This is a genomic window from Providencia sp. PROV122, from assembly GCF_028482365.1.
In the GTDB taxonomy this organism is placed as follows: domain Bacteria; phylum Pseudomonadota; class Gammaproteobacteria; order Enterobacterales; family Enterobacteriaceae; genus Providencia; species Providencia stuartii.
Genome location: NZ_JAMPQI010000004.1, coordinates 177,427 through 203,100 on the forward strand (window position 1 = coordinate 177,427; position 25,674 = coordinate 203,100).

Consider the following 25,674-nt stretch of genomic DNA (forward strand, 5'->3'; position numbering starts at 1 on the left):
TTTAATTAATAACCATTGATAAAAATAAGCTCTATTATTCTTCTGTTAAGTTTATCAATAAGATAAGCTCATACGCCTTAGATGTATAAAATTAACATCTCTAGATAGAGATACAACTTTAAATATAAAAAATTATTCTCAAGCTTAATAAATAATAAACTATCTCCGTCTCCTTATACTTTTATATCTTTCATTTTGAACTTTTTTAAATGCCCCTCTTTAAATGACATTTTTTATCTTCTCTTTGTGATTGACAATAAACCTCATCTCCCTCCTTGCTCTTTTGTGTCATTTTTCTTAAAAATCAACTACACTGAAAGCTCAGCCTACATTTTGTTGGCCTGTTTTTATCAATATTTAGTTAATCTGTTAAAATGGATTCTCATGTCTACATCGAATTATAAAGCTAGACCACCAGCCAGTAAGAAAGCGCCGCGCAAGTTTGGGTCAAAAGCCACCTCTGAGCATTTTCGTTCTTCATTGTCATCTCGGACTCAATCTAAGCCCCTTACGTCGCGTAAAGTGATCTTATTTAATAAACCTTTCGATGTATTACCGCAGTTTACCGATGAGCAAGGCCGAGATACCCTAAAAAAATATATTCCAATAACCGATGTTTATGCGGCTGGCAGGTTAGATCGTGACAGCGAAGGATTACTCATTTTGACTAATGATGGGAAATTACAAGCGCGTTTAACACAACCGCAAAAAAACACTAATAAAGTCTATTATGCGCAAGTTGAAGGTATCCCTGATGACGCGGCTCTTGTGAAATTTCGCCAAGGTCTGACTCTTAAAGATGGTCCGACACGCCCTGCTGGTATAGAACGAGTCAATGAACCTGATTGGTTATGGCCGAGAACCCCACCAATTCGTGAACGTAAGAACATCCCGACTAGCTGGCTAAAAATCACACTTAGTGAAGGAAGAAATCGTCAAGTTAGGCGCATGACGGCGCATATTGGTTATCCGACTTTGCGGCTAATTCGCTATCAAATTGGTGAGTATACTCTTAATAATTTAGCACCTGGTGAATGGAAGGAGATCACTCTTGTTTAAACCTCATGTTACTGTCGCAACGATTGTCCATGCGAAGGATAAGTTTTTGGTTGTTGAAGAATGGGTTAATGGCAAACCGACGTGGAACCAACCCGCAGGTCACCTAGAAGCAGATGAAACACTATTAGCCGCTGCTGAACGTGAATTATTCGAAGAAACGGGCATTAAAGGGCGACCGCAAAAACTGCTTAAAATTCACCAATGGATAGCTCCCGATAACACCCCCTTTATTCGCTTTCTCTTTGCATTGGAACTGCCTGAGCGTTGTGATACCCAGCCACAAGATAGCGATATCACTTGCTGCCATTGGGTGAGCGCGCAGGATATTTTGAACAGTGATTGCTTGCGTTCACCGCTTGTCGCCGAAAGCATACGCTGTTTTCTCGAAGGCACCCAATATCCACTTGATGTATTATCCGCATTTGGGGAGCACTTTGGCTGATTCACGTTGTGTCACAACACGGCTGGCTCTAAGCGCTAACAGATACTTATCGTTTGCGGGTATGCCAATACCCATTTCGAGCAGAAATCATGATTAGAATATTCCCCCTGCTAACGCTGGCGTAACAAGGGTACAACATGGTAAAGTATGGGGCTTAATTTTTCCGCAGTGAGAGTATTCCATGTCAGATAACAGCCAAAAAAAAGTCATCGTCGGTATGTCCGGAGGTGTAGACTCATCCGTTTCAGCTTATTTGCTTCAACAGCAAGGGTATCAGGTTGTTGGTCTGTTCATGAAAAACTGGGAAGAGGATGATGACGAAGAGTATTGTTCCGCCGCGACCGATCTTGCTGATGCACAATCTGTTTGCGATAAATTAGGCATTGAACTTCATACCATTAATTTTGCAGCAGAATATTGGGATAATGTGTTTGAACACTTTTTGTCCGAGTACAAAGCAGGCCGTACGCCAAACCCTGATATTTTGTGTAACAAAGAGATCAAATTCAAAGCCTTCCTTGAATTTGCCGCAGAAGATCTCGGTGCCGACTATATCGCAACGGGCCATTATGTGCGCCGCCGCGATGTGAATGGTAAAAGCCAATTGCTTCGAGGCTTAGATAGCAATAAAGACCAAAGCTATTTTCTCTATACCCTCAGCTATGCGCAAATTGCTAAAAGCCTATTCCCTGTTGGTGAATTAGAGAAACCAGAAGTCCGCCGTATTGCAGAAGAAGTCGGTTTAGTCACCGCAAAGAAAAAAGACTCTACGGGGATTTGCTTTATTGGTGAGCGTAAATTCCGTGATTTCCTTGGGCGCTATTTACCTGCACAACCAGGCCCTATTGTGACCGTTGATGGTGAAACCATTGGTCAACACGAAGGTTTGATGTACCACACGCTAGGCCAACGTAAAGGGCTGGGTATTGGCGGTATGAAAGAAGGCTCGGATGAACCTTGGTACGTTGTCGATAAAGACGTTGAAAATAATCGCCTAATTGTTGCACAAGGGCATGAACATCCTCGTCTGATGTCAACAGGTTTGATCGCCCAACAATTAGATTGGGTCGACAGAGAGCCTTTAACACAAACACTGCGTTGTGTTGTCAAAACCCGCTATCGTCAAGCTGACATCCCCTGTACTGTCACGCCACTTAATGACGGGAAAGTTGAAGTTATTTTTGATTACCCTGTTGCAGCAGTAACTCCAGGTCAATCAGCCGTATTTTACCTTGATGAAGTGTGTCTAGGTGGCGGTATTATCGAATCTCGTATTCAGGAGTAGTTGTGGCTAAAAATTATCGCGATATCACACTTGCGCTCGCGGGCATCTGCCAAGCCAGTTACATGGTTCAAAAACTTGCACAAGAAGGTAGTTGTAACGACCATGATCTTGAAGTCATGGTCAATAGCTTAACCAACATGAATCCATCTTCCACCATCGATGTTTATGGGAATGACCCTATCAACCTAAAAACAGGTCTTGGTGCGATGCTTGGCATGTTATCTGGCGGCAATAACGCAAGCGCATTATCCGCTGAAGTGACCCGCTATATGCTCAGTATTATCGTACTAGAACGCCGCCTCAATAAGAATCAACAAGCTATGGATAAGCTCGGGCAACGAATCGAACAGTTTGAGCGTCAAGCAAGCTATTTTGACCCTATGTCTGACGGTGTTTTTAACGCATTAGCGGGGATCTACGTGGATGTAATTAGTCCACTAGGCCCTCGGATTCAAGTGACTGGCTCCCCTGATATTTTAAAAAATTCACTGGTTCAAGCGAAAGTCAGAACACTTTTGCTCAGTGGTATCCGTAGTGCTGTACTCTGGCAGCAAGTTGGGGGAAGTCGTCTGCAATTAATGTTTTCCCGAAGCCGTCTGAGTAATCAGGCGAAAGAAATTCTGTCTCACTTTTAAAATTTGGAGTTGCTACCAATGGAATTATCCTCACTGACCGCTGTATCCCCGATTGACGGCCGTTACGGTGATAAAGTCAGCGCACTACGCACTATTTTTAGTGAGTTTGGCTTACTGAAATTTCGCGTGCAAGTTGAAGTTCGCTGGCTACAAAAACTGGCGGCAACCGCTCAAATCAAAGAAGTTCCATCATTTGATGATGACGCAAACGCTTACCTAGATGCAATTGTTGCGAACTTCAGCGAAAAAGATGCTATGCGCATTAAAGAGATCGAGCGTACAACTAACCATGATGTGAAAGCCGTCGAGTACTTTCTAAAAGAAAAAGTGGCGCAAGTACCTGCATTACACGCTGTTTCTGAATTTATTCACTTTGCCTGTACTTCTGAAGACATTAACAACTTATCTCATGCGCTGATGCTAAAAACAGCGCGAGAAGAAGTGCTACTGCCACAATGGCGTCAAATTATTGACACAGTTAAAGCAATGGCTCAGGAATATCGTCACCTACCTTTGCTGTCACGTACCCATGGTCAACCAGCAACACCGTCAACAATCGGTAAAGAGTTTGCGAACGTTGCTTACCGTATGGAGCGCCAATACCGTCAGTTAGAGCAAGTTGAGATCTTAGGTAAAATTAATGGTGCGGTTGGTAACTATAATGCGCATATCGCAGCTTACCCAGAAGTTAACTGGCACGAGTTTAGCGAAACATTTGTCACTTCTTTAGGTATTACTTGGAACCCATTCACCACGCAAATCGAGCCGCATGATTATATTGCCGAGCTGTTCGATTGTGTCGCACGCTTTAATACCATTGTGTTAGATTTTGACCGTGATATCTGGGGCTACATTGCACTGAATCACTTCAAACAAAAAACCATTGCTGGTGAAATTGGTTCTTCAACCATGCCACATAAGGTTAACCCTATTGATTTTGAGAACTCAGAGGGTAACTTAGGTTTAGCGAATGCAGTATTGGGCCATTTAGCGAGCAAACTGCCGGTTTCACGTTGGCAACGTGACCTGACTGACTCGACTGTATTGCGTAATCTGGGGGTTGGTCTTGGCTATTCGCTAATCGCTTATCAATCTACCCTAAAAGGTTTAAATAAATTAGAAGTTAATGAGCAACACCTGCTCGATGAATTAGACCAAAACTGGGAAGTACTTGCTGAGCCTATTCAGACCGTTATGCGCCGTTATGGCATTGAAAAACCTTATGAGAAGCTTAAAGAGCTTACTCGCGGTAAACGCGTCACGGCTGAAGGCATGCAGCAATTTATCGACGGACTTGCCCTTCCAGAAGAAGAAAAAACGCGCTTGAAAGGGATGACGCCAGCTAATTACATTGGTTACGCTGTCACTTTTATTGATGAGTTAAAATAATTTTCACCTTTTTAAGTCCTCTCTCTAAGCAAAAGTAGGCAGGAAATATCCCGCCTACTTTTACTGTTTCTGCCCATATCTTGGGTTTGTTTGCCTTTGGTTTACTTAATCACTTGTTGTAAAGCGCTTATCTTTTTACCATAGAGCTTCTAATGCTATTCTTGTTGCAATAATATCGAGCAATTCTCTCTTTTTAATGTGAGGTTTTAGATGCGTATTCTTATCGTTGAAGACAATGCTCTTCTTCGTCACCACCTAACGGTTCAACTCAAAGAGCTTGGTCATCAAGTCGATGCAGCCGAAGACGCTAAAGAAGCTGACTATTTTTTACGTGAAAGCTGTCCCGATATTGCGATGGTCGACCTAGGGTTACCTGATGAAGATGGTTTATCTATGATCAAGCGCTGGCGCAGTACACAAATCAACATTCCTGTACTGGTACTAACTGCACGTGAAAGTTGGCAAGAAAAGGTCCAAGCGCTCAATAGTGGTGCAGATGATTATGTTACTAAGCCTTTTCATCTTGAAGAGCTGGTTGCACGTATGCAAGCTCTGATGCGCAGAAATAGTGGCCTCGCCTCTCAGGTATTAGAATTAGATGGCTTCGTCATTGATTTATCAAGAAAAGAGTTCACGGTAAATGGTGAACCCGTTAAATTAACCGCTTTTGAATACACGATTATTGAAACTTTGCTACGTAACAATGGGAAAGTGGTTAGCAAAGATTCGTTGATGCGCCAGCTCTACCCTGATGCTGAGCTACGTGAAAGCCATACAATTGATGTGTTAATGGGCCGTTTACGTAAAAAAATACAGCAGTTTCATGCTAATGACGTGATAGTGACTGTCCGTGGGCAAGGCTATCGTTTTGATGTGAATGGCTAATATGCGGCTAAAGAAATTTAAATTTAAGCCTTTATCCCTGAGGGCACGCTTTTTGTGTGCGACCTCAGCGGTGATCCTCGCCCTAACGCTCTCCTATGGTATTGTCGCCATATTAGGCTATTTAATTAGTTTTGATAAAACGACCTATACCTTGTTACGTAGCCAAAGCAATCTTATTTATAGTTTAGTGCAGTGGCAAAATAACAAAATTGATATTCGCGTACCGCCTAATTTCACCTTAAATAATCCAACGTTAATCATAATATACAATGAAAACGGGCAGGTCCTATGGCGCCAACGGGAAATGCCTAACGTCGAAAACCTCATTCGCCGTGATTGGTTAAAAAAAGAAGGGTTGTATGAAATTGACACTGATATCGGTGAAACTCGCCTATTGTTACAAAACAACCCTGAATTTAACAGTAAACTTGATGATATGAACCATAATGACGAGCCGCTAACCCACTCAGTGTCCGTCAATCAATATGGTGCGACAGAAAATCTCCCACCGCTGACTATTGTGGTCGTTGATACATTGCCTCAGGACTTACAAAAAACGGGGTTAGTCTGGGAATGGTTTGGCTATGTACTGCTTGCTAATCTTATTTTAGTGATCCCTCTACTTTGGCTCGCCGCTTATTGGAGCTTGCGCCCCATTAAATCGCTCGTTTCACAAATTAGTAGCCTAGAAAAAGGTGAACGCGAGATGTTGGATGAAAATCCACCTTATGAGTTGCGTGGCTTGGTTCGAAACTTAAATAATTTGCTGACTAACGAGCGTAAGCGTTATAGCAAATATCGCACCACGCTTTCTGATTTAACCCATAGCCTAAAAACCCCTCTTGCCGTTTTACAGTCCACTTTGCGCTCACTAAGAACAGGTAAACAGATGACGATTGAGCAAGCAGAGCCTGTGATGCTTGAGCAAATTGGTCGTATTTCTCAACAAGTGGGTTATTACTTGCATCGGGCTTCTGCTCAAGGTGACAATAACCTTATGTTGCGCGAGATATCCTCAGTTCCCTCTTTGCTCGATAGTCTTGCTAGCGCCTTACATAAGGTTTATCAAAATAAAGGTGTCTCGATCACCGTTGATATTTCGCCTGAAGTGACTTGGCTAGGCCAGCCGAATGACTTTATGGAAGTGATGGGCAACATAATGGAAAACGCCTGTAAGTACTGCCTTGAGTTCGTCGAAGTGACCGCCCGTGTTGGGGATGACCATTTGGTGATCACTGTCGATGATGATGGCCCCGGTGTACCCGAAAGCCAACGTAACCTTATTTTTGCGCGGGGGCAACGTGTTGATACCTTAAGGCCCGGTCAAGGCCTTGGCTTATCTATCGCCGTTGAAATTATTGACCAATATGATGGCGATATTACGATCAGTGACAGCCCGCTCGGTGGTGCACGAGTGGAAGTAACTTTTCGTCGGCAAGAAGTGAATCAAGATAATTAATCTGTGATCATCGCGCTTGTTTAACCCCTGCTATGGCGGCAAATTCAGGTATACTATCAATAGATATGTTAACGCAGGACAATAAGATGGATTATAAACTGAATCTTGACTGGCAGAGTTTTCTGGATAGTCATTGGCAGAAACGCCCTTTACTCATTAAAAATGGTTTTACACGTTTTATTGATCCTATCTCGCCTGATGAACTCGCGGGACTGGCGATGGAAGATGAGGTTGACAGTCGTTTAGTCAGCCATAAAGAAGGGTTATGGGAAGTTGCTCATGGTCCTTTTGAAAGTTATGACCACTTAGGCGAAGAGAATTGGTCTATCCTAGTACAAGCCGTTGACCATTGGCATCATCCCAGCGCGGCGTTGATGAAACCCTTTAGAGTCTTGTCTGACTGGCGAATGGATGACTTAATGATCTCCTACTCTGTTCCTGGCGGCGGTGTCGGCCCACATTTAGACCAATATGATGTTTTTATCATTCAAGGTGAAGGTCGTAGGCGTTGGCGCGTTGGTGAAAAAGTGCCGATGAAACAACACTGCCCTCACCCTGATCTTCTGCAAGTGCAACCATTCGATGCCATTATTGATGAAGAGATGGAGCCGGGGGATATTCTGTATATTCCACCTGGGTTCCCACATGAAGGTTACGCCATTGAGCCTTCTCTCAACTACTCTGTTGGCTTCCGTGCACCGAATACCCGTGAGCTTATTAGTAGCTTTGCGGATTATTTGATTTCCAATGATTTGGGGAGCTACCGCTATAGTGACCCTGACCTCTCATTCCGAGATAACCCAGCTGAAATCTTGCAGGGCGAACAAATCAAGTTACGTGAAATGATGGAGTCCATGCTCCACGACCCTGAGCTTTTCCGTAAATGGCTCGGTGAATTTATTTCACAATCACGCCATGAGCTAGACCTTGCACCGCCAGAGCCGCCTTATGAGCAAGATGAGGTGTACGATCTGCTTAAAACACAGCAAGAGACCTTGTATAAACTCAATGGCCTCAGGGCATTACGTGTCGGCGATCAATTCTTTGTTAATGGTGAATGCTTAGAAACGACTTGTTATGCTGCGGCAGATAGCCTATGCCGTTATGACGCTGTGAATGCTCAGCAGCTTGGTGATGCAATTGATGACGTGAATTTCATTGCGTTAATGACTGCGCTCATCAATAGTGGTTATTGGTACTTTGATGACTAATCAATAATATCATTCTGCACCTTATGGTGAATTCATAAGGTGCAGACTCTTAGCCTACGCCTACGGTTTAATTGCGCGCACGTTCAGCCGTCAACTCAACAATACGCATTATCACGCTTACAGCCTGCTCCATACCCTCTTGGGTAATAAATTCATGCTTACTATGAAAGTTATAGCCACCCGTAAAAATATTCGGGCAAGGTAGGCCTCGGTATGACAGTTGAGCGCCATCGGTTCCACCACGAATCGGCTTCACGATAGGTTCAATACCGCAATCTCTCATGGCTTGGTGAGCTATTTCAATAACATGTGGATGTTTCATTACCTCTTTATGCATATTGTAATAGCTATCATCGATAGTCAGTTCAATGTAGCAGCTTGGGTGTAATCCCTGCCCTACTTTTTCTGCAATACGGATAATATTTTTCTTACGCTCTTCAAATTTTTGGCTATCAAAGTCACGAATAATATAGTTCATTTCTGTTTTTTCAACTGTCCCCTTCATGGAGTTCAGGTGATAAAAACCTTCGTAACCATCGGTATTTTCCGGTGTTTCTTCTCTCGGTAATTCAGCGTGAATACGGTTTGCCAGTGTTAACGCATTCACCATCACCCCTTTTGCCGTACCTGGGTGTACATTATTACCCACGATTTTTATCGCTACATTCGCGGCATTAAAGTTTTCATACTCGAGTTCACCGACCGCCCCCCCATCAACGGTATAAGCCCAGCGTGCGTCAAAGACATTTAAATCAATATATTGAGCACCACGCCCTATCTCTTCATCAGGAGTAAAGGCAAGACAAATTTTACCATGTGGCACATTATTGGCCTTTAAACGCACAAATGCGGTTATTATCTCTGCTATACCTGCTTTATCATCCGCACCAAGTAAGGTTTTACCATCTGTCATGATCAATGTTTTGCCGATCATCTCATGCAATACAGGAAACATCACTGGAGATAGCACCTCATCACCAATGCCTAAAGCAATATCACCACCTCGATAATTTTCTAAAATCTGGGGGGAAACATGTTTACCAGAGCAATCCGGGGAAGTGTCTAAATGTGAAATAAAACCAATAGTAGGAACATCCCAATCAACATTCGCAGATAAACAAGCGGTCACACACCCCTGCTCTGAAAGGGCGACATCTTCAAAACCGAGCTCTCTTAGTTCCTTGACCAGTGCACGAGCAAATTTTAGCTGGCCTGTGCTACTAGGTATTGTTTTAGCATTTAATTTTGATTGTGTATCAAAAGCAGTATATTCAAAAAACCGCTCTAAAAGTTTGTCCATACGTAATTCCCCCAAGTATCAATAAGATTATTATGAGAAAGAACGTATGAACAATTCTTGTTTTAAATCACCTTTGGGGCTAATGGTGGCTTATTTCCGATAAAATAATACTGATAAGATAAATCGAGTACCACTTCTTGATAAGTTTTGTCGCCTTATCAATATTTAATAAAATTTATCTTGTTATGACTTATTGTTGATAACGTTAGGCTTTATTTGCATTAGCTTCTACTTTCCATTGTGCCTTTTTGACATCAATAGCAACAGGTATTAAACGTATCTTCGCGAAGATATTCGCAATATTTTGTTGCTCTAAAAATGCACTATCACTCATACGAATAAAACCATAATTTGTGCGTTGTAACGCTTTTAACCATATTTTTTTATCGAGCCCCGTTGATGCAGACAAAATTGCAGCCGTTGCTTGCGGGTTGGCATTTGCCCACTCACTTTGCTGGCTCAATTGCGTAATAATCGCTTCAGCGTATTGTGGTTGTTTTTCAGCAAACTGCCGACTAGCAAGGAAAAACGTATAGTGAGAAGCTAAATTTTCCCCATTCACAATTTCACGTACAGGCAAGCTTGTTTCAACTTCTGCTAAAAAAGGGTCCCAAATCGCCCATGCATCGACAGCACCTTGTTCAAAAGCCACTCTGGCATCTGATGGTGGTAAATAAACTGGCGTTATTTCGTTATATTTCAATCCGGCCCGCTGTAAGGCAGCAACTAGCAAATAGTTAACATCGGAGCCTTTATTTAAGGCAACCCGCTTGCCTTTTAAATCACTTACGGATTGAATGGGCGAGTTTTTAGGTACGACAATCGCTTCTGATTGAGGGTTACTGGGGGAATGGCCTAAATATACAAAATCTGCTTGAGCCGCCTGAGCAAATATTGGTGGCGCATCCCCTGTTGCCGCAAGGTCAATACTGCCAATATTTAAGCCTTCTAGCATTTGAGGGCCTGCTGGAAACTCAATCCAGCGAACATTCACATTATATTCTTTAAATACCGGCTCTAGCGTTCCCCGATATTTAAGCAATGCTAAAATATTCGCTTTCTGATACCCAATATTAATCACTTTCGTTTCTGAATAAGCAAAACTGGTAAAGGTATACATAACCCACAATACCATCAATAAAATAAACTTTTTCACCAAGGCTCTCCTAACACGCTAAATAGTGTTGCATTGCCAACAATAATTATTGGCAAGAATCGAATAAAATAGTGAGGCTAATACCCTACACTGCCTGCTTTGGTCGCATGTGGATACCGATCGTTTCACCAAGTGACCTAACGTGTTGCGGTGATACCGCGGCCTCTTTATCCACTAACAGCGGCATCACTAATTCTGCAAATTGATGGGCTTCGTCTAAGTGTGGATACCCTGAAAAAATAAATTTGCTGATCCCAAGCGATTGGTACTCCCTGATACGTGCCGCAACTTGCTGAGGATCGCCCACTAAAGCTGTACCAGCCCCAGAACGCACCAAGCCAATCCCCGCCCATAAATTAGGGGCAATGAAAAGGTTATCTTTTGAACCGCTGTGCAATGATTGCATGCGTTTTTGGCCGGCGGAGTCCATCCGAGAAAAGACCGATTGCGCCTTGGCAATTGTTTCATCAGCAATGTGTGAAATAAGGCGGTTGGCGGCATCAATGGCCTCTTGCTCCGTCTCTCGCACAATCACATGCAACCGAATACCAAATTCCACATAATTCCCTTTAGCTTGAGCATGTCTTTTCACCGCATTAATTTTCTCACTAACCTCCGCAAGGGGCTCTCCCCATGTTAAATAGGTATCAATCTGTTCAGCGGCAATCTCCATTGCTTCTGGTGATGACCCGCCAAAATAGAGAGGAGGCCCGTATGGTTGTGCCGGAGGAAATAGCAAACTGGCATCTTCGACCTGTATATGTTCACCCTGATAATCAACCGCTTCCCCTCTCATCAGGCGTCTGTATATATCAAGGAACTCTTTAGTTACTTTATATCTGTCACTGTGATTTAAAAAAATACCATCGCCTCTGTTTTCAACAGGATCACCACCTGTCACCACATTGATTAACACACGACCATCAGAGAGCCTATCCAATGTTGATGTCATTCGAGCCGCCAATGTCGGTGACTGTAAGCCGGGTCTCACCGCGACTAAAAAGCGTAATTTTTGTGTGACTGAGAGTAAGGATGCCGCCGTTATCCACGGATCCTCACAACTTTTTCCTGTCGGGATCAGGACACCATGAAAACCAAGGCTATCGGCTGCAATCGCAATCTGCTGTAAATATTGGAGTGTGACTGCTCGACCGCCTTTTTGAGTTCCTAAATAACGCCCTTCCCCTTGCGTTGGTAAAAACCAAAACAATTGCAGTTTTTGTTGTATCGTCATCTTGAGATTCCTTATTTTCAGTGATCAAGCAAACTTTCGCTCAGTCAACGCATTGAGTACTTGTGATTCCAAATCAATTAAAAAGGCATTGGTTAAGTTTCTGGGGTAGTTTTCGTTGATATTAATATCCAGATGCAGCATCCCTTCCTTTAGCATCAATACTCGCTCCGAGGTCCATACTGCTTCATGAATATCATGCGTGACCAAAACCACCGTAAATTGATACTGGTGCCATAATTTGATCAGCAGTTGTTGCATTTCCATACGTGTTAAGGCGTCCAATGCCCCAAAAGGCTCGTCGAGTAGTAACAAACGAGGCTGATGGATTAATGCTCTCGCTAAAGCGACTCGTTGTTTTTGTCCTCCTGAAAGTTCTTCTGGCCATTCACCCGCCTTGTCTGACAGACCCACGGAGGCTAGCACCTTAAGTGCCTCATTGTGCGACGTTCTGTTTAACCCGAGCGCCACATTTTCAATCACCGTTTTCCAAGGTAAGAGCCGAGGCTCCTGAAACATGATGCGAATATCCCCATGAAAATTGGATAAAGGCTGTTTTGCCACGGTGATCTCCCCTGATGTTGGCGAATCTAAATTAGCCAACAAACGTAATAAGGTACTTTTTCCGCAACCACTGTGCCCCACGATGGTCACGAATTGCCCAGCGGGGATAGCAAAATTGAGTGACCGTAAGACGTTATTTCCCCTAAAGCCTTTTATCACGCCCTCTAATTGAATTGGGATCCCCGTATTGGCTGCAAAACATTGTGTTTTCGTTATCATGCTGTGACCTCTTTTTTATGCCATTTGGGATGCCATTGAAGTAGAACCCTTTCGAGTAAATAGGTGAGTGTATCGGCTGTTTTTCCTAATAAGGCGTAAATAATTAAGGTGAAAACCACGATATCCGTTCTTAAAAACTCGCGAGCGTTCATCGCTAAGTAGCCGATCCCCGCATTAGCCGAAATCGTCTCTGCAACAATTAATGTCAGCCACATCAAGCCCAATGAAAAACGTACCCCTACAAATATTGCAGGTAATGCTCCCGGGAAAATAACATGGCGAAATAGGCTATAACCGTGTAAACCATAGCTTTTTGCCATTTCAATTAATTTATGGTCGAGATGTTTAATACCATGCAACGTATTCAAATAAATTGGGAAAAAGGTTCCTAGTGCGACAAGAAATATTTTTGCCGATTCATCAATACCAAACCAAAGGATCACCAAGGGAATTAATGCTAAATGGGGCACATTACGGATCATTTGAATGGAACTATCTAATAAGAGTTCACCTAATCGAGAAAGTCCTGTTATTAATCCCAAGATTAATCCGATTGAGCTGCCAATAATAAATCCAATGCCCGCACGTAATGCACTAATTCCTAAGTTCTCCCAAAGTTCACCATTTTTTATAAGGTTCCACCCCGCACTAAAAACTTGTAGAGGCTCAGGTAATATTCGGCTCGAAAGCCAACCTGTACTGACTGAAAATTGCCAAACGATTAATAAACTCAGTGGCACTAACCAACTCAAAATAACAATACGTGAGTAGCCCATACTTAAAGCCTCATTTCATTGATTAATGGTAATTGAGTCTGATAGTTAATATGCTGAAAATAATTTTTATTTAACGTGTGATAAAAAGCCTGTAAATTACTATTTAGTCGCTCAATTATTTCTTGGGAAATAAGATATTGATGCGTATTTTCTGAATACTGAAAATGCTGGTCACTAGTATAGATGCCACTAATAATCTCTTCTGCTTTCAATGCGGTAAGTAATGGTTTAAAGGCATAATCTAATGCTAGCTGATGATGTTCACTCCCCCCTGTCATGATGGGTAATACTGTTTTATGTAATAAAGAGCGTTGAGGTAATAGGTCTATCACGGCTTTAAGTACGCCGCTGTATGAGGATTGGTAAACCGGCGACGCAATAATAATACCGTCAGCTTCTTTGACTTGTTGGATAAATTTTTGAATTTGTGCATGTTGATATTTACCCTGTAACAGCACACTCGCATCAAATTCATTCACACTTATCCGTTGAATTATCAAATTAAACTGACTCAGCCATTGTTGAGCATAATCAAGCAATGCTGACGAACGCGACTTTAGCGCGGGGCTACCTGAAATGATTAAGACATTCATATTTATCTCGCATTAAGAACTAACCGTCCTTAATCTTTATCGAGTTACTCTGATAAACAGAAATAATTATTTGTTCTTAGTCAGAACATATTTATCATAAGCATATTTATTTATATCTAATAACAAATAATAAATTCCATAAAATAAATCGCCTAACCCTATTTTTGATAGCAGCATTCAACAAAATAAAACTATTCTTATACTTATTATTATCCAGTTATCAGGGGATTATTATTTTTTAGTCAACTGTTTAACTTTGCCTATTATTTATTTTAGCCATCGCTGAATTAAAGCTTATACTTCCCAATAGCATTATTTTTATTCCTCTATTATTATCTATGCAAAGCAAACCATCGCGACGGTATCTATTTCATTCAGCTTAAAATAAAGAGAATATCGATGACAAAAAAATTTTTAGTTTATGGTGTCAGTAAAGGGTTGGGAAAAGCATTAATTGAAGGTATTCCTACCGCACAAGATACTATTTATGGCGTTTCTCGCTCTATGCCTTCTTTCTCCAATAACAATTTTCATTGGATCCAAGCTGATTTATCGGAAACGAATTCTGTACAAACCGTAAAGAGCACCCTGCAAGATAGCCCGATTGACTGCCTAATTTATAATGTCGGCATTTGGGAAAAATATGCGTTCACCGACGATTATCGATTTGAATCAACGGATGATGTTGAACTGCTCACGATGATCCAAACCAATATCAGTGCCTGTATCTTGCACCTCAAGGCAATGTTGCCTAATTTACGACTTGGCCAAAATAGCAAAATCATCTTAATTGGCTCAACGTGGGGATTAGATAACCATAACGGTCATGAAGTGGCTTTTTCTGCCTCAAAGTATGCACTACGCGGTATTGTTCACTCGCTAAGGGAGACATTACGCCAAGATAAAATAGCTATTTCTGTGATTAATCTCGGTTATTTAGCAACGGAATACCCCCTATCAGTGCCTGTCGATGACGTTATTTCACGCACTGAAGGTGCATTAATCCCCTTGCAAGACGTCCTTAATGCCGTCAAGTTTATTTTAAGTACGAGTAACGCAACTTGTGTAAAAGAGATTACGATGCCTGCTATGTTAGATGAAAACGTCTAACATCACGCCATGCAAGAAAGTGATATGATGAAGGGGTTTTACCCCCCTTCATTAAATCGCGTGTTAAATCTTGCTTTCACTCGCCATCGTCAGTTCGGCAATAAGATGCTTCACATAATCAACCACGACCTCACTAGCCAAACCATAATGTTTTTCTTCAAATTCACTCTCAACCTGACTTGGCTCTAAATTTAGCTCGACAGTATGTGCACCATTTAGCCTTGCCTCATGCACAAAACCTGCCGCAGGATAGACGTGACCAGACGTGCCAATTGCGATAAAGAGTGTCGCATTCTCAATAGCCTGATAAATTTCATCCATACCTAATGGCATCTCACCAAACCAAACTATATGCGGCCTTAGCGGTTGAGGAAATTGGCAACAATGGCAGCGTTCATCTGTGGATAAATCCCCTTTCCACTCTAATACCTGATTTGACCAACTACACCGGACTTTTAATAACTCACCGTGCATATGAATAATACGCTTACTACCCGCACGCTCATGTAAATTGTCGATATTTTGAGTCACTAGCAGAAAATTATCCCCTAACAAATCTTCTAATTGCGCTAAAGCATAATGTGCAGGGTTTGGTTTAATATTCTCTTGTTGGAGTTGGCGGCGGCGTTCATTATAAAAACGCTGCACTAATTGTGGGTCACGAGCAAACCCTTCCGGTGTTGCCACATCTTCAACGCGGTGTTCTTCCCATAAACCATCCGAAGAACGAAAAGTTTGAATGCCTGATTCAGCAGAAATACCCGCCCCAGTTAGTACGACGACTTTCACATTTTTCATATTGGTTATTCTATTTTCACTGTAAAAAAAACGATCGCGAGCTCGTTGACGACGTAACATTTTAATTTTTTTAAGTTTCTTTAGCCTATGACGAAATCGCAACATCAATAAATACCTTTTTCTTCCATGTTGTTATCGCCGCGAGTTTTATACCTTACTCGCAATGATCATAATCGTTACCCAAACCTAATTCGAATGTCAGTATAACGCAACAAATAACAAAAGGAATTGTGAGGCTAAATGTTTATCTATCACTTATCTTAAACGCCACTAAACCATAATAATACGTTTTTCTCAGTGATTATATCTTCATAACCAAACTAAATATCGCAGTCTGAATTTAGACTCGCTAAAATAGACGAGTTTACTTTTAACACGATTAATTCATCACACAGTAAAAGGTTTATATGGAAAAATTGTTTGAAAAGACGCTGTATGCATCACGTTGGTTACTTGCCCCTATCTACTTTGGCCTATCACTGACTCTATTTGCATTAACGATTAAGTTCTTTCAAGAACTATGGCATGTGATCCCCAATATTTTCTCAATCCCTGAGGCAGATTTAATTCTGATACTATTATCATTAATTGATATGGCGTTAGTCGGTGGTTTACTCGTAATGGTGATGTTTTCAGGCTATGAGAACTTTGTTTCCCAGCTCAATATCCCTGAGAATAGCGAAAAATTGGGTTGGTTAGGTAAGATGGATGCAACCTCATTAAAAAATAAAGTAGCAGCTTCTATCGTAGCCATTTCATCAATCCATTTGTTAAAAGTTTTTATGAACTCACAGAATATCCCTGATAACAAATTAATGTGGTATGTCATTATCCATTTAACATTTGTTTTATCCGCATTTGTGATGGGTTACCTTGATCAATCTATTATGAAAAAAAGCAAATAGCACATCTAAATCGGAGGGAAAGACTATTTTTCCCTCTTTTTATAAGTTGTACTCTTTCGCATTTAAATACCTGCATTGTTCCACAGCTTAGAAGAAAATACCTTGCCCCATAAATAAAACTAGGAATTACCATGAGTGAACATTTTGTTGGTCAATATGAAGCCGAAATTAAATTTAGATTGCCTGACCCAAACCGTTTTTTACAACGGATCATGGCTGATGGCGCTGAAGTCTTTACGGAAAATAATACGGAAAAAGATGACTTTTTTGATATGCCTGATGGTCAGCTTGCGCAGCAAGGAATAAGTCTGTCAGTCCGTGAAATGTCCCCTTCAGGCATTAAATTATGGATAGTCAAAGGCCCTGGTAGTTCAGAATGTAAAGCGATTAATATTGAAGATTGTGCTCACGTCAAAAATATGCTGACAACACTTGGCTATCAATGCTATTTCGCCACCAGCAAACAACGTAGCATCTATTTTCTTGGCGATGTACATATCACTATTGATTATTTAGAGGGTATTGGCTGGTTTGCTGAATTTGCCATAATGACAGACACGCTTTCACTGCTCCCTCAGCTCACACAGCAGTTGATGTCTCTCGCTCAACAATATGATTTCAATGACACATTGATAGAAACGCGCAGTTATAAGCAGATACAACTTGCGCGTCGCAATGGGGAACAATAAAACAAGCTGGGTAACGATAGGCTACCCAGTTAGTTATCATTGACCACTCAGGATACGAGCTGGGTCAAGTTTACTTGCTCGGCGTGCAGGATACCAACTTGCCAACAAACTTAATACCACCGTTGTCAGCAACACATACACCACATCTAATAGGTGCAATTGAGAAGGAAGGAAGTCGATAAAATAGACATCGCCAGACAAGATAGGATGCCCGATAACATACTCAAGTCCTTTGATTATGGTGGTTAAATTTAATGAAACAACCACGCCAAGTATTGCCCCTATTAAGGAGCCAACGAGTCCACTTAGCAAACCATACCACAAAAAAATCGCCCGAATTTGCCTGTCTTTAGCACCAAGTGTCCGCAATACAGCAATATCACTACTCTTATCTTTGACCGCCATGACCAACGTAGACACGATATTAAAACAAGCAACCCCTATCACGAGGATCATAGCCAAGTACATGATACTACGTACCATCTGAATATCGTTATACATATAGCCGTAGTCGCCAATCCAACTTTTCACAACCACATGATGCATGGTTTTCAGGCCCGCATCATAAACAACTTTATCCGCATTAAATGGATTATCGGCTTTTATTTCAAACCCTGTAATGCCATCACCATAGCCTAAATACGCTTGCGCATCGGCAATAGGGATCAGCGCTAATTGGTGATCTAATAGTCCACTTAAACGAAAAACACCTGAAACTTGAACACGGATCCGTTTAGGTTGTTGGATTTTTAAACTCGCATCTGTATTGGGGATCATGATGGTTACCCAATCCCCAACTTTAACATTCAGTGAGTCAGCAACACCTTGCCCTAAAATAATCGATTGTTTCCCTGCTTTAAAATCTTTCCACGCATCATCGAGTACAAATTTAGGCAATGCACTGACTTCTGACTCGGTTTTCGGCGAAACCCCCATAATCTGTATTGCTTTGAGATTAGCTCCGCGCTCTAGCAAGCCAGTAAACCCAACATACGGGCTCACTGCTTTGACCCCGGGAGTATTGCGGATCACATTCTCAGCATATTGCCAATCTTGATATGGGGCTTTCACCGCATAGATTTGCCCATGTGGCACCACCGATAAAACGCGATTTTCAAGTTCGCGCTCAAACCCATTCATGGCGCTCAAACCTATAATCAAGACGGCCACACCTAAAACAATACCAAGTGTTGAAACGATAGAAACCAGTGATACCATCCCTGTACGGCGGCGACCACGGCTAAACCGTAACGCTGTAAGTAAAGTCAGCGGTAATCCAGACATTACACTGCCCCCAGTGTGATATCTTGTTGAAGGTGCCCGTCACGCATCTCAAGTTGGCGCGATAAACGATGCGCTAGCTTCATATCATGAGTCACCACCAAGAATGCGGTGCCTTGGGTTTTATTTAACTCACCGAGTAACTCAAAAATCGCATCTGCATTACGTAAATCAAGGTTCCCTGTTGGCTCATCCGCAAGTACCAATGCAGGCTGATTAACTAATGCTCGAGCAATCGCCACACGCTGCCGCTCACCACCAGAAAGCTCGGATGGCCTATGCCCTGAACGGTGGGCTAAGCCAACCGCATCCAGCATTTTAGTCGCTCTATCAAAGGCTTCTGATTTATTCATACCACCAATCAGTAATGGCATAGCCACATTTTCTAATGCCGTGAAATCAGGTAATAAGTGGTGAAACTGATAAATAAACCCCAAATCTTTGTTACGGATGGCGGCACGCTGATCCGATGAGAGGCGGTTAATATGTTGCCCCCGAAAAATCACCTCGCCTTCAGACGGGGTGTCAAGGCCACCTAATAGGTGCAGTAAGGTACTTTTCCCGGAGCCTGAACTACCAACAATTGCCATCATTTCGCTTTCATTAATCGAAAAACAGACATCTTTTAATACTTGCGTCGACAATGCGCCTTCCTGATAGACCTTGCTTAAATGTTCACAGATAAGAAGTGGTTGTTTATTCATAACGTAACGCCTCAGCAGGTTGCACAGCCGCCGCACGCCAAGAAGGATAAAGCGTCGCAAGCAGCGAAATGAGCATTGCGGATACCGCAATAATTAAAATACCATAAAAATCAAGTACAATGGGTAAGTGAACCCCTTTTGGCAACATGCCAAATAGCGGCATCAAGAAATTCAATTGGCTGGAAATTAACATACCAAGCAGTGAGCCTATTAATGCGCCAATAATCCCCGCACCTGCCCCTTGGATCATAAAAATCGCCAAAATGCGCCCACGCTTTAAACCTAACGTTTTTAAAATGGCCACCTCAGCTTGCTTTTCCATAACTAATAAAGAGAGTGAAGTAATAATATTGAAAGCCGCGACAGCAATGATGAGGCTGAGCAACAGACCCATCATATTTTTTTCCATTTTGACCGCTTGAAAAAACTCACCTTTGCGTTCACGCCAATCGGTCCAAATCAGTCCGTCAGGTAAATTTTGTTGGCTCAACGTATCGACCTTTAACGGTTCATTCAGAAATAACCGCCAGCCTGTAATATGCCCTGCGGGATAGCGCATCATCCTAGCAGCATCATTTTGCGCAACAATCAGTTCGCTGGCATCGGCCTCACCATTGGTTTGGAACACCCCCGCCACCGTGAATAAACGTTGGCTAGGAATACGCCCCATTGGCGTAAGCTGACTGACTCCAGGGATAATCAAACGAACTTCATCGCCACGCTTTAAACCTAAATTTTCCGCCAGCTTATTCCCCAAGAAGACACGATATTGCCCCTCGACTAATTCTGAGCGCTGCCCGTCAATCAAGTTATCTAATAGTGGTGATCGTTCGTCAGAAGTGATGCCAAGCATCATGCCTACCCCGACATTCGAGCGGCTTTGCAAAACAACATCCGACTGCACAAGCGGTGCAATATGAGAAACACCTTGCAGGCCCTGTAGATCTGCAATGGGGTATTTTTGTGGGTCAATATGCCCCGTTGCCGACGTTAAAACGGCCTGCGGCATATAAGAGAGTATGCTATCTTGTAACGATCGTTCGAATCCATTCATGACGGAGGTCACGGTGATCAATGCCGCAACCCCTAGCGTGATACCAATGGCTGATAAACTGGATACAAAACGGCCGAATTTGTCGACAGCTCGTCCGCGCATGTAACGCAGACCTATAAATATTGAGACAGATTGAGACATGAAATCTGTAACGCCCCTGTTGCCAAAGCGAAGTGTTCAGCGATAATAAAGGGTACGAATGATGAATGGAACCACCCGGCCCCGGTTTTGTGGATTTTTTTCTTATTGGCACGGCCTGTTTGTCTTACTTTCAGACAATTGTACGGGGTAAAACAGGTCGTTTAGCCATTATGCTTTGAGAAACCGAATATTTTTATGTCTTCAAAATTTCGTTATGAACTTCCTACACGCGGTGGTGATGTCCGTCATCTTGGATGCTTGATTGGGGCCGCGGGTGCACTTGAATGTGCAGAGATGATAGAGCGTCATCAAGGGCCTGTGGTCATTATCACAAGAGACATGCAAAACACCTTGCGTCTCCGAGATGAAATTCAACAGTTTACGCAGCTGCCAATTGAAACATTGTCCGACTGGGAAACCTTGCCTTACGATAACTTTTCACCACATCAAGAAATTATCTCACACCGTTTATCAACACTGTATCGCTTACCTACTATGCAAAAAGGGGTTTTGATCCTTCCGGTCAACACCTTAATGCAGAAGGTTTGCCCATCTGAATTTCTGGCTAGCCATGCACTCGTGATGGCTAAAGGTGACAAACTTTCGCGCGATAACTTGCGCGACGAGCTAGATAAGGCAGGCTATCGCCATGTTGAACAAGTTTTGGAACACGGGGAATACGCTACACGTGGCGCATTATTAGACCTGTACCCAATGGGGAGCGCACTCCCTTACCGAATTGATTTCTTTGATGACGAAATTGATAGTCTGCGTACCTTTGATGTCGATAGCCAAAGAACGCTTGAAGAAGTTGAGAGCATCAACCTGTTGCCTGCACACGAGTTTCCAACAGACAAAGATGCCATCGAACGCTTCCGTAGCCAGTGGCGTGAACGATTCGAAGTCAGGCGCGACCCTGAACATATCTATCAACAAGTCAGCAAAAAAACACTTCCCACAGGGATTGAATACTGGCAACCGCTCTTTTTTAGTCAACCTTTGCCATCGCTATTTGACTATCTACCAACAAATACGTTGTTTATCTCACAGCATTATCAAGAAGCTGCCGAACGTTTCCAAAGTGATACCCAACAACGTTTCGAAAGCCGCGGTGTTGACCCGATGCGCCCCTTGTTGCCACCGACAGATTTATGGCTGACCGTCGAGCAACTCAATCAGGCATTAAAAAAATGGCCGCGAGTACAGCTATCTGTTGAAAAATTAGCCGATAAGGCAGCTAACACTAATTTAGATTACCTACCGTTGCCAGATATCGGTACACAAGGGCAAAGTAAACAGCCGCTTGAAAAATTGCGTCAATTTGTTGAACATTTTGATGGCACCGTCATTTTCTCTGTTGAAAGTGAAGGCCGGCGCGAGACAGTCACTGAATTATTGGGAAGGATCAAAATTCGCCCTGAGACTATTAGTCACTACTCCAGCCCAGTAAGCAACCGTTTTGCCATCATGATCGGGGCTGCTGAACACGGTTTTATTCAATCAGTACAACACCGTGCGTTGATATGTGAAAGTGATTTATTAGGGGAACGTGTTGTTCGTCGCCGCACAGATAACCGCCGAACCATCAATACTGATACGCTGATCCGTAACTTAGCCGAACTACGTCCTGGGCAGCCAGTTGTTCATATTGAGCACGGAGTGGGTCGTTACCAAGGGTTAACAACACTTGAAGCAGGTGGAATTAAAGCGGAATATTTGATTTTGACCTATGCGGGTAACGACAAGCTATATGTTCCTGTCTCATCCTTGCATCTTATTAGCCGTTACTCCGGTGGTGCAGATGAAAATGCCCCGCTACACCGCCTTGGTAGCGATAGTTGGGGGAAAGCGCGACATAAAGCCGCAGAAAAAGTCCGTGATGTCGCGGCTGAACTACTTGATATCTATGCTCAGCGAGCCGCCAAACCCGGCTTTGCCTTCAAACATGACAAAGAGCAGTACCAAGAGTTTTGTCAAGGCTTCCCTTTTGAAACGACCCCCGATCAAGAGCAGGCAATTAATGCCGTGCTTAGCGATATGTGTCAACCTATCGCAATGGATCGCCTTGTGTGCGGTGATGTCGGTTTCGGTAAAACCGAAGTCGCTATGAGAGCAGCTTTCTTAGCCATCAATAATAATAAACAGGTTGCGGTGCTTGTGCCTACCACTTTGCTGGCTCAACAACATTTCGATAATTTCCGTGACCGTTTCGCAAATTGGCCGGTAAGAATTGAAATGCTCTCTCGTTTCAAAACCGCCAAAGAGCAGCAACAGATACTCGAAGAAACCGCTCAAGGGAAAGTCGATATTTTGATTGGTACCCACAAGTTACTGCAAAGTGACTTAGTGTGGCATGACTTAGGGTTGCTCGTGGTCGATGAAGAGCACCGTTTTGGTGTTCGTCATAAAGAGCGTATTAAGGCTATGCGTGCGGATGTGGATATTTTAACGCTCACCGCAACCCCTATCCCTCGTACACTCAATATGGCCATGAGTGGCATGCGGGATCTGTCGATTATCGCAACGCCTCCTGCTCGCCGTTTAGCCGTGAAAACCTTTGTACGCCAATATGATGACCTTGTGGTTCGTGAAGCCATTTTGCGTGAAACATTACGTGGAGGCCAAGTTTATTATCTCTACAACGATGTTGAAAATATTGAAAAAGCCAAAAAACGTCTGGAAGAATTAGTACCAGAAGCGCGCTTTGTGGTCGGTCATGGGCAAATGCGTGAGCGCGAACTGGAGCGTGTGATGACCGATTTCCACCATCAACGCTTCAATGTCCTGATTTGTACGACCATCATTGAAACGGGTATCGATATTCCAACAGCGAATACCATCATTATTGAACGTGCAGACCATTTTGGCTTAGCGCAGCTACACCAGCTACGAGGTCGTGTAGGCCGCTCTCATCATCAAGCCTATGCCTATTTATTAACGCCACATCCAAAAGCGATGACTGCTGACGCACATAAACGTTTAGAAGCTATCTCTTCCCTTGAAGATCTTGGTGCGGGATTTGCCCTTGCCACTCATGATTTGGAAATTCGGGGTGCAGGAGAATTGCTCGGTGAAGATCAAAGCGGGCAGATGACGACGATCGGGTTTACGCTGTATATGGAGTTACTGGAAAGCGCGCGGTAGAGGCATTAAAAGATGGGCGTGAGCCTTCATTAGAGGACTTAGTTAATCAGCAAACAGAAGTTGAACTGCGCATGCCCGTGCTGCTTCCCGACGATTACATTCATGATGTTAATATTCGTTTATCGTTCTATAAGCGTATCGCCAGTGCTCATAATGAAGATGAGTTAAATGATCTTCGTACTGAGCTGGTTGACCGTTTTGGCACATTACCCGATGCTGGACGTTTCTTACTTGCCAGCGCCGCTATCAGGCTCGAAGCGGAAAAATTAGGTATCAAGCGAATTGAAGCTCATGAGCAAGGTGGATTTATTGAATTTGGTGAAAAACATAAAGTCTCGCCAAACTTCTTAATCAGTCTATTACAAAATCAACCGAAAACCTTCCGCCTCGATGGTCCTGTAAGGTTGAAATTTGTGCATGACCTCAGCGAGCGCGTGACACGCATTGAGTTTATCAAACAGTTGTTGCGTGACTGTGCGGATAACTTACTAGAAGCATAATTTATGATGCGTTAGAACAAATGAAAAGCCCCAGCCACATAATGATGTTACTGGGGCTTTTCCGCTCATTTTTATTCAAAATAAGCGTAGGTGTTTTTTCCCGCATAAATCTCTACGGCATTATTCATATTCAGCGAGTTTCGGCTAGCTTCATCAAGTTTGACGCAATAAAACGGCACTAATGCATCAGTCTGGTTACGTGCCGCTTTACAAAGTTGACTACTAGAGGTACTTAAATCTAATCGCCCATTTTCATCAAGGGGGATAAATAGGCCTGGATCATAAACGGTGCGTACTTTGCCTAGGGTATTACCAATACGGTATACCACATCATAACCCACAATAATTTGTTCTACTTTTTCTGTTACTATGCATTTACGATTGTCACGTTCAAGTAGTGATGATAAGGAGTCCTTTTGGAGTGCCTCAATCATAAATACCATCTTACATTCACTTTGAGCTGGGTGATAGCGCGATAGATATTCCTGATTAAATCCATCAAATATCCCCATAACTGAACAATTCTCCTGTTCAATCAGCCGATGCGATTTTATTGGCTCTATCGAAATTACCGTCGCCAACCGACTTTCATCCTTGGAGAAACGCAGCGAAGTTATTGATACAATAATAATAAGGCAAATAACTATTGCTGCTAATAACACCTTATATGTTAGCTTCATAGGCTGCCCTTATTAATGACAATGTTAGTGAATAGTCCCATTGTAACTTTTCGCTTTAATAATTCGATAGTTACTGGCAAAACAATCAAAAGATTTAGAGTTTTCTTAATCAAGAACAAGTCAATAAAAATTTAACTTACTCCTGTTGGTTGTTAAGTCAATAAATTAAATTTTAATCTATTTTCACATATTGATTACGATCAATTTTTGGTAATTATAATTATAAAAAAGTCTTTTTTACACTTATTTTAAGTAATAACACGAAGATGTCTTTTTATTAATTTCTATCAATTTTCCCCTTTATTTTTTTATTTCTCATTCAATGAATGCAAACGACCTTTTTAATTTTCACCAGAGAACATGACTAGCATTTTTTATATTACCTTTTCTTACCTACAGCTTTAACATGATTTCACCCCATTTCTATTTACCTAGCGGCAACGCCCATTGAGAGCGGTTTTAAG

Annotated in this window: 22 protein-coding genes and 1 pseudogene; 12 read left to right on the forward strand and 11 right to left on the reverse strand. The window is 42.5% G+C overall.

The genetic code is table 11. The features are described from left to right. The first annotated feature begins 384 nt into the window (after positions 1 to 384). The 8 genes from rluE (at position 385) to PSE69_RS04085 (ending at position 8,365) form a co-directional block, all read left to right on the forward strand. Positions 385 to 1,059, forward strand: coding sequence for a 23S rRNA pseudouridine(2457) synthase RluE (rluE, locus tag PSE69_RS04050; RefSeq protein ID WP_014656147.1), 675 nt, complete (start codon positions 385 to 387; stop codon positions 1,057 to 1,059). Then, positions 1,052 to 1,501 (forward strand): NUDIX domain-containing protein, encoded by a 450-nt coding sequence (locus PSE69_RS04055; RefSeq protein WP_072502355.1) that lies wholly within the window; start codon positions 1,052 to 1,054, stop codon positions 1,499 to 1,501. The genes rluE and PSE69_RS04055 overlap by 8 nt, the downstream gene beginning before the upstream one ends. A gap of 181 nt (positions 1,502 to 1,682) precedes the next feature. Beyond that, positions 1,683 to 2,786 (forward strand): tRNA 2-thiouridine(34) synthase MnmA, encoded by a 1,104-nt coding sequence (gene mnmA / locus PSE69_RS04060; RefSeq protein WP_121874561.1) that lies wholly within the window; start codon positions 1,683 to 1,685, stop codon positions 2,784 to 2,786. A 2-nt stretch (positions 2,787 to 2,788) separates the two neighbouring features. After that, entirely contained in the window at positions 2,789 to 3,421 is a 633-nt protein-coding gene (gene hflD, locus PSE69_RS04065; protein ID WP_072502356.1) for a high frequency lysogenization protein HflD, read from the forward strand. Between the two features lie 18 nt (positions 3,422 to 3,439). Continuing rightward, positions 3,440 to 4,810, forward strand: coding sequence for an adenylosuccinate lyase (gene purB / locus PSE69_RS04070; RefSeq protein ID WP_121874560.1), 1,371 nt, complete (start codon positions 3,440 to 3,442; stop codon positions 4,808 to 4,810). 210 nt (positions 4,811 to 5,020) lie between these two features. Continuing rightward, entirely contained in the window at positions 5,021 to 5,695 is a 675-nt protein-coding gene (gene phoP, locus PSE69_RS04075; protein WP_004920785.1) for a two-component system response regulator PhoP, read from the forward strand. A gap of 1 nt (position 5,696) precedes the next feature. Next, a complete protein-coding gene (phoQ, locus tag PSE69_RS04080) occupies positions 5,697 to 7,154 on the forward strand; it encodes a two-component system sensor histidine kinase PhoQ (protein ID WP_169342236.1) in 1,458 nt (485 codons plus the stop codon). Positions 7,155 to 7,240: 86 nt separating this feature from the next. Continuing rightward, positions 7,241 to 8,365: a ribosomal protein uL16 3-hydroxylase gene (locus PSE69_RS04085; RefSeq protein ID WP_036940747.1), complete on the forward strand. Its 1,125-nt coding sequence runs from the start codon at positions 7,241 to 7,243 to the stop codon at positions 8,363 to 8,365. 67 nt (positions 8,366 to 8,432) lie between these two features. On the opposite strand, the gene pepT is transcribed toward PSE69_RS04085, so the two are convergent. The 6 genes from pepT to ssuE all read right to left on the reverse strand — a co-directional run bounded on the left by pepT (position 8,433) and on the right by ssuE (position 14,204). Further along, positions 8,433 to 9,665 (reverse strand): peptidase T, encoded by a 1,233-nt coding sequence (gene pepT, locus PSE69_RS04090; protein WP_004920791.1) that lies wholly within the window; start codon positions 9,663 to 9,665, stop codon positions 8,433 to 8,435. 205 nt (positions 9,666 to 9,870) lie between these two features. Then, positions 9,871 to 10,800 carry a sulfonate ABC transporter substrate-binding protein gene (locus PSE69_RS04095; RefSeq protein ID WP_004920794.1) on the reverse strand — a complete coding sequence of 310 codons (930 nt, stop codon included), beginning with the start codon at positions 10,798 to 10,800 and terminating at the stop codon, positions 9,871 to 9,873. A gap of 106 nt (positions 10,801 to 10,906) precedes the next feature. Next, complete coding sequence (gene ssuD / locus PSE69_RS04100; protein ID WP_121874557.1) at positions 10,907 to 12,055, reverse strand: FMNH2-dependent alkanesulfonate monooxygenase; 1,149 nt, start codon at positions 12,053 to 12,055, stop codon at positions 10,907 to 10,909. Between the two features lie 24 nt (positions 12,056 to 12,079). After that, entirely contained in the window at positions 12,080 to 12,835 is a 756-nt protein-coding gene (locus PSE69_RS04105; protein ID WP_004920797.1) for an ATP-binding cassette domain-containing protein, read from the reverse strand. Next, the gene (gene ssuC, locus PSE69_RS04110) at positions 12,832 to 13,611 is read right to left on the reverse strand and encodes an aliphatic sulfonate ABC transporter permease SsuC (protein WP_004920799.1); all 780 of its coding nucleotides are present in this window, start codon (positions 13,609 to 13,611) and stop codon (positions 12,832 to 12,834) included. The genes PSE69_RS04105 and ssuC overlap by 4 nt, the downstream gene beginning before the upstream one ends. Before the next feature lie 2 nt (positions 13,612 to 13,613). Then, positions 13,614 to 14,204, reverse strand: a complete 591-nt coding sequence (ssuE, locus tag PSE69_RS04115; RefSeq protein ID WP_004920800.1) for an NADPH-dependent FMN reductase — start codon at positions 14,202 to 14,204, stop codon at positions 13,614 to 13,616. A 399-nt stretch (positions 14,205 to 14,603) separates the two neighbouring features. Between ssuE and PSE69_RS04120 the strand changes: the two genes are divergently transcribed. Then, complete coding sequence (locus PSE69_RS04120) at positions 14,604 to 15,314, forward strand: SDR family oxidoreductase (protein WP_014656155.1); 711 nt, start codon at positions 14,604 to 14,606, stop codon at positions 15,312 to 15,314. A gap of 63 nt (positions 15,315 to 15,377) precedes the next feature. On the opposite strand, the gene cobB is transcribed toward PSE69_RS04120, so the two are convergent. After that, positions 15,378 to 16,214 (reverse strand): Sir2 family NAD+-dependent deacetylase, encoded by an 837-nt coding sequence (cobB, locus tag PSE69_RS04125; RefSeq protein ID WP_014656156.1) that lies wholly within the window; start codon positions 16,212 to 16,214, stop codon positions 15,378 to 15,380. Between the two features lie 305 nt (positions 16,215 to 16,519). Here cobB and PSE69_RS04130 point away from each other — a divergent pair, with 305 nt between their 5' ends. Together PSE69_RS04130 and PSE69_RS04135 are read left to right on the forward strand one after the other, a co-directional pair. Then, entirely contained in the window at positions 16,520 to 17,017 is a 498-nt protein-coding gene (locus PSE69_RS04130) for a TIGR00645 family protein (RefSeq protein WP_004920804.1), read from the forward strand. Positions 17,018 to 17,148: 131 nt separating this feature from the next. Beyond that, positions 17,149 to 17,706, forward strand: a complete 558-nt coding sequence (locus PSE69_RS04135) for a class IV adenylate cyclase (protein WP_121874556.1) — start codon at positions 17,149 to 17,151, stop codon at positions 17,704 to 17,706. A 36-nt stretch (positions 17,707 to 17,742) separates the two neighbouring features. Here the strand turns inward: PSE69_RS04135 and lolE are convergent, their stop codons facing one another. Genes lolE through lolC form a run of 3 tightly spaced genes read right to left on the reverse strand, consistent with a single transcriptional unit; the run spans position 17,743 to position 20,886 of the window. Then, positions 17,743 to 18,990 carry a lipoprotein-releasing ABC transporter permease subunit LolE gene (lolE, locus tag PSE69_RS04140; RefSeq protein WP_272675038.1) on the reverse strand — a complete coding sequence of 416 codons (1,248 nt, stop codon included), beginning with the start codon at positions 18,988 to 18,990 and terminating at the stop codon, positions 17,743 to 17,745. Then, complete coding sequence (gene lolD, locus PSE69_RS04145; protein ID WP_004920807.1) at positions 18,990 to 19,691, reverse strand: lipoprotein-releasing ABC transporter ATP-binding protein LolD; 702 nt, start codon at positions 19,689 to 19,691, stop codon at positions 18,990 to 18,992. Before lolD ends, lolE begins: the two co-directional genes overlap by 1 nt. Continuing rightward, entirely contained in the window at positions 19,684 to 20,886 is a 1,203-nt protein-coding gene (gene lolC, locus PSE69_RS04150; protein ID WP_014656160.1) for a lipoprotein-releasing ABC transporter permease subunit LolC, read from the reverse strand. The genes lolD and lolC overlap by 8 nt, the downstream gene beginning before the upstream one ends. Positions 20,887 to 21,081: 195 nt before the next feature. Here lolC and mfd point away from each other — a divergent pair. After that, positions 21,082 to 24,530: pseudogene (gene mfd / locus PSE69_RS04155) on the forward strand (transcription-repair coupling factor). Positions 24,531 to 24,601: 71 nt separating this feature from the next. Here mfd and umoD read toward each other — a convergent pair. Continuing rightward, positions 24,602 to 25,210 carry a UmoD family flagellar biogenesis regulator gene (gene umoD, locus PSE69_RS04160; RefSeq protein ID WP_004920810.1) on the reverse strand — a complete coding sequence of 203 codons (609 nt, stop codon included), beginning with the start codon at positions 25,208 to 25,210 and terminating at the stop codon, positions 24,602 to 24,604. Between the last annotated feature and the right edge of the window lie 464 nt (positions 25,211 to 25,674).

Bases quoted from the DNA above. Each gene is read 5' to 3' on its own strand.
- ssuE (WP_004920800.1), bottom strand. From the start codon at position 14,204: ATGAATGTCTTAATCATTTCAGGTAGCCCCGCGCTAAAGTCGCGTTCG.
- ssuC (WP_004920799.1), bottom strand. From the start codon at position 13,611: ATGGGCTACTCACGTATTGTTATTTTGAGTTGGTTAGTGCCACTGAGT.
- pepT (WP_004920791.1), bottom strand. From the start codon at position 9,665: ATGGACAAACTTTTAGAGCGGTTTTTTGAATATACTGCTTTTGATACA.
- PSE69_RS04130 (WP_004920804.1), top strand. From the start codon at position 16,520: ATGGAAAAATTGTTTGAAAAGACGCTGTATGCATCACGTTGGTTACTT.
- lolE (WP_272675038.1), bottom strand. From the start codon at position 18,990: ATGTCTGGATTACCGCTGACTTTACTTACAGCGTTACGGTTTAGCCGT.
- PSE69_RS04105 (WP_004920797.1), bottom strand. From the start codon at position 12,835: ATGATAACGAAAACACAATGTTTTGCAGCCAATACGGGGATCCCAATT.
- lolC (WP_014656160.1), bottom strand. From the start codon at position 20,886: ATGTCTCAATCTGTCTCAATATTTATAGGTCTGCGTTACATGCGCGGA.
- PSE69_RS04085 (WP_036940747.1), top strand. From the start codon at position 7,241: ATGGATTATAAACTGAATCTTGACTGGCAGAGTTTTCTGGATAGTCAT.
- purB (WP_121874560.1), top strand. From the start codon at position 3,440: ATGGAATTATCCTCACTGACCGCTGTATCCCCGATTGACGGCCGTTAC.
- lolD (WP_004920807.1), bottom strand. From the start codon at position 19,691: ATGAATAAACAACCACTTCTTATCTGTGAACATTTAAGCAAGGTCTAT.
- umoD (WP_004920810.1), bottom strand. From the start codon at position 25,210: ATGAAGCTAACATATAAGGTGTTATTAGCAGCAATAGTTATTTGCCTT.
- phoP (WP_004920785.1), top strand. From the start codon at position 5,021: ATGCGTATTCTTATCGTTGAAGACAATGCTCTTCTTCGTCACCACCTA.
- phoQ (WP_169342236.1), top strand. From the start codon at position 5,697: ATGCGGCTAAAGAAATTTAAATTTAAGCCTTTATCCCTGAGGGCACGC.
- PSE69_RS04120 (WP_014656155.1), top strand. From the start codon at position 14,604: ATGACAAAAAAATTTTTAGTTTATGGTGTCAGTAAAGGGTTGGGAAAA.
- PSE69_RS04135 (WP_121874556.1), top strand. From the start codon at position 17,149: ATGAGTGAACATTTTGTTGGTCAATATGAAGCCGAAATTAAATTTAGA.
- mnmA (WP_121874561.1), top strand. From the start codon at position 1,683: ATGTCAGATAACAGCCAAAAAAAAGTCATCGTCGGTATGTCCGGAGGT.
- ssuD (WP_121874557.1), bottom strand. From the start codon at position 12,055: ATGACGATACAACAAAAACTGCAATTGTTTTGGTTTTTACCAACGCAA.
- rluE (WP_014656147.1), top strand. From the start codon at position 385: ATGTCTACATCGAATTATAAAGCTAGACCACCAGCCAGTAAGAAAGCG.
- PSE69_RS04095 (WP_004920794.1), bottom strand. From the start codon at position 10,800: ATGGTATTGTGGGTTATGTATACCTTTACCAGTTTTGCTTATTCAGAA.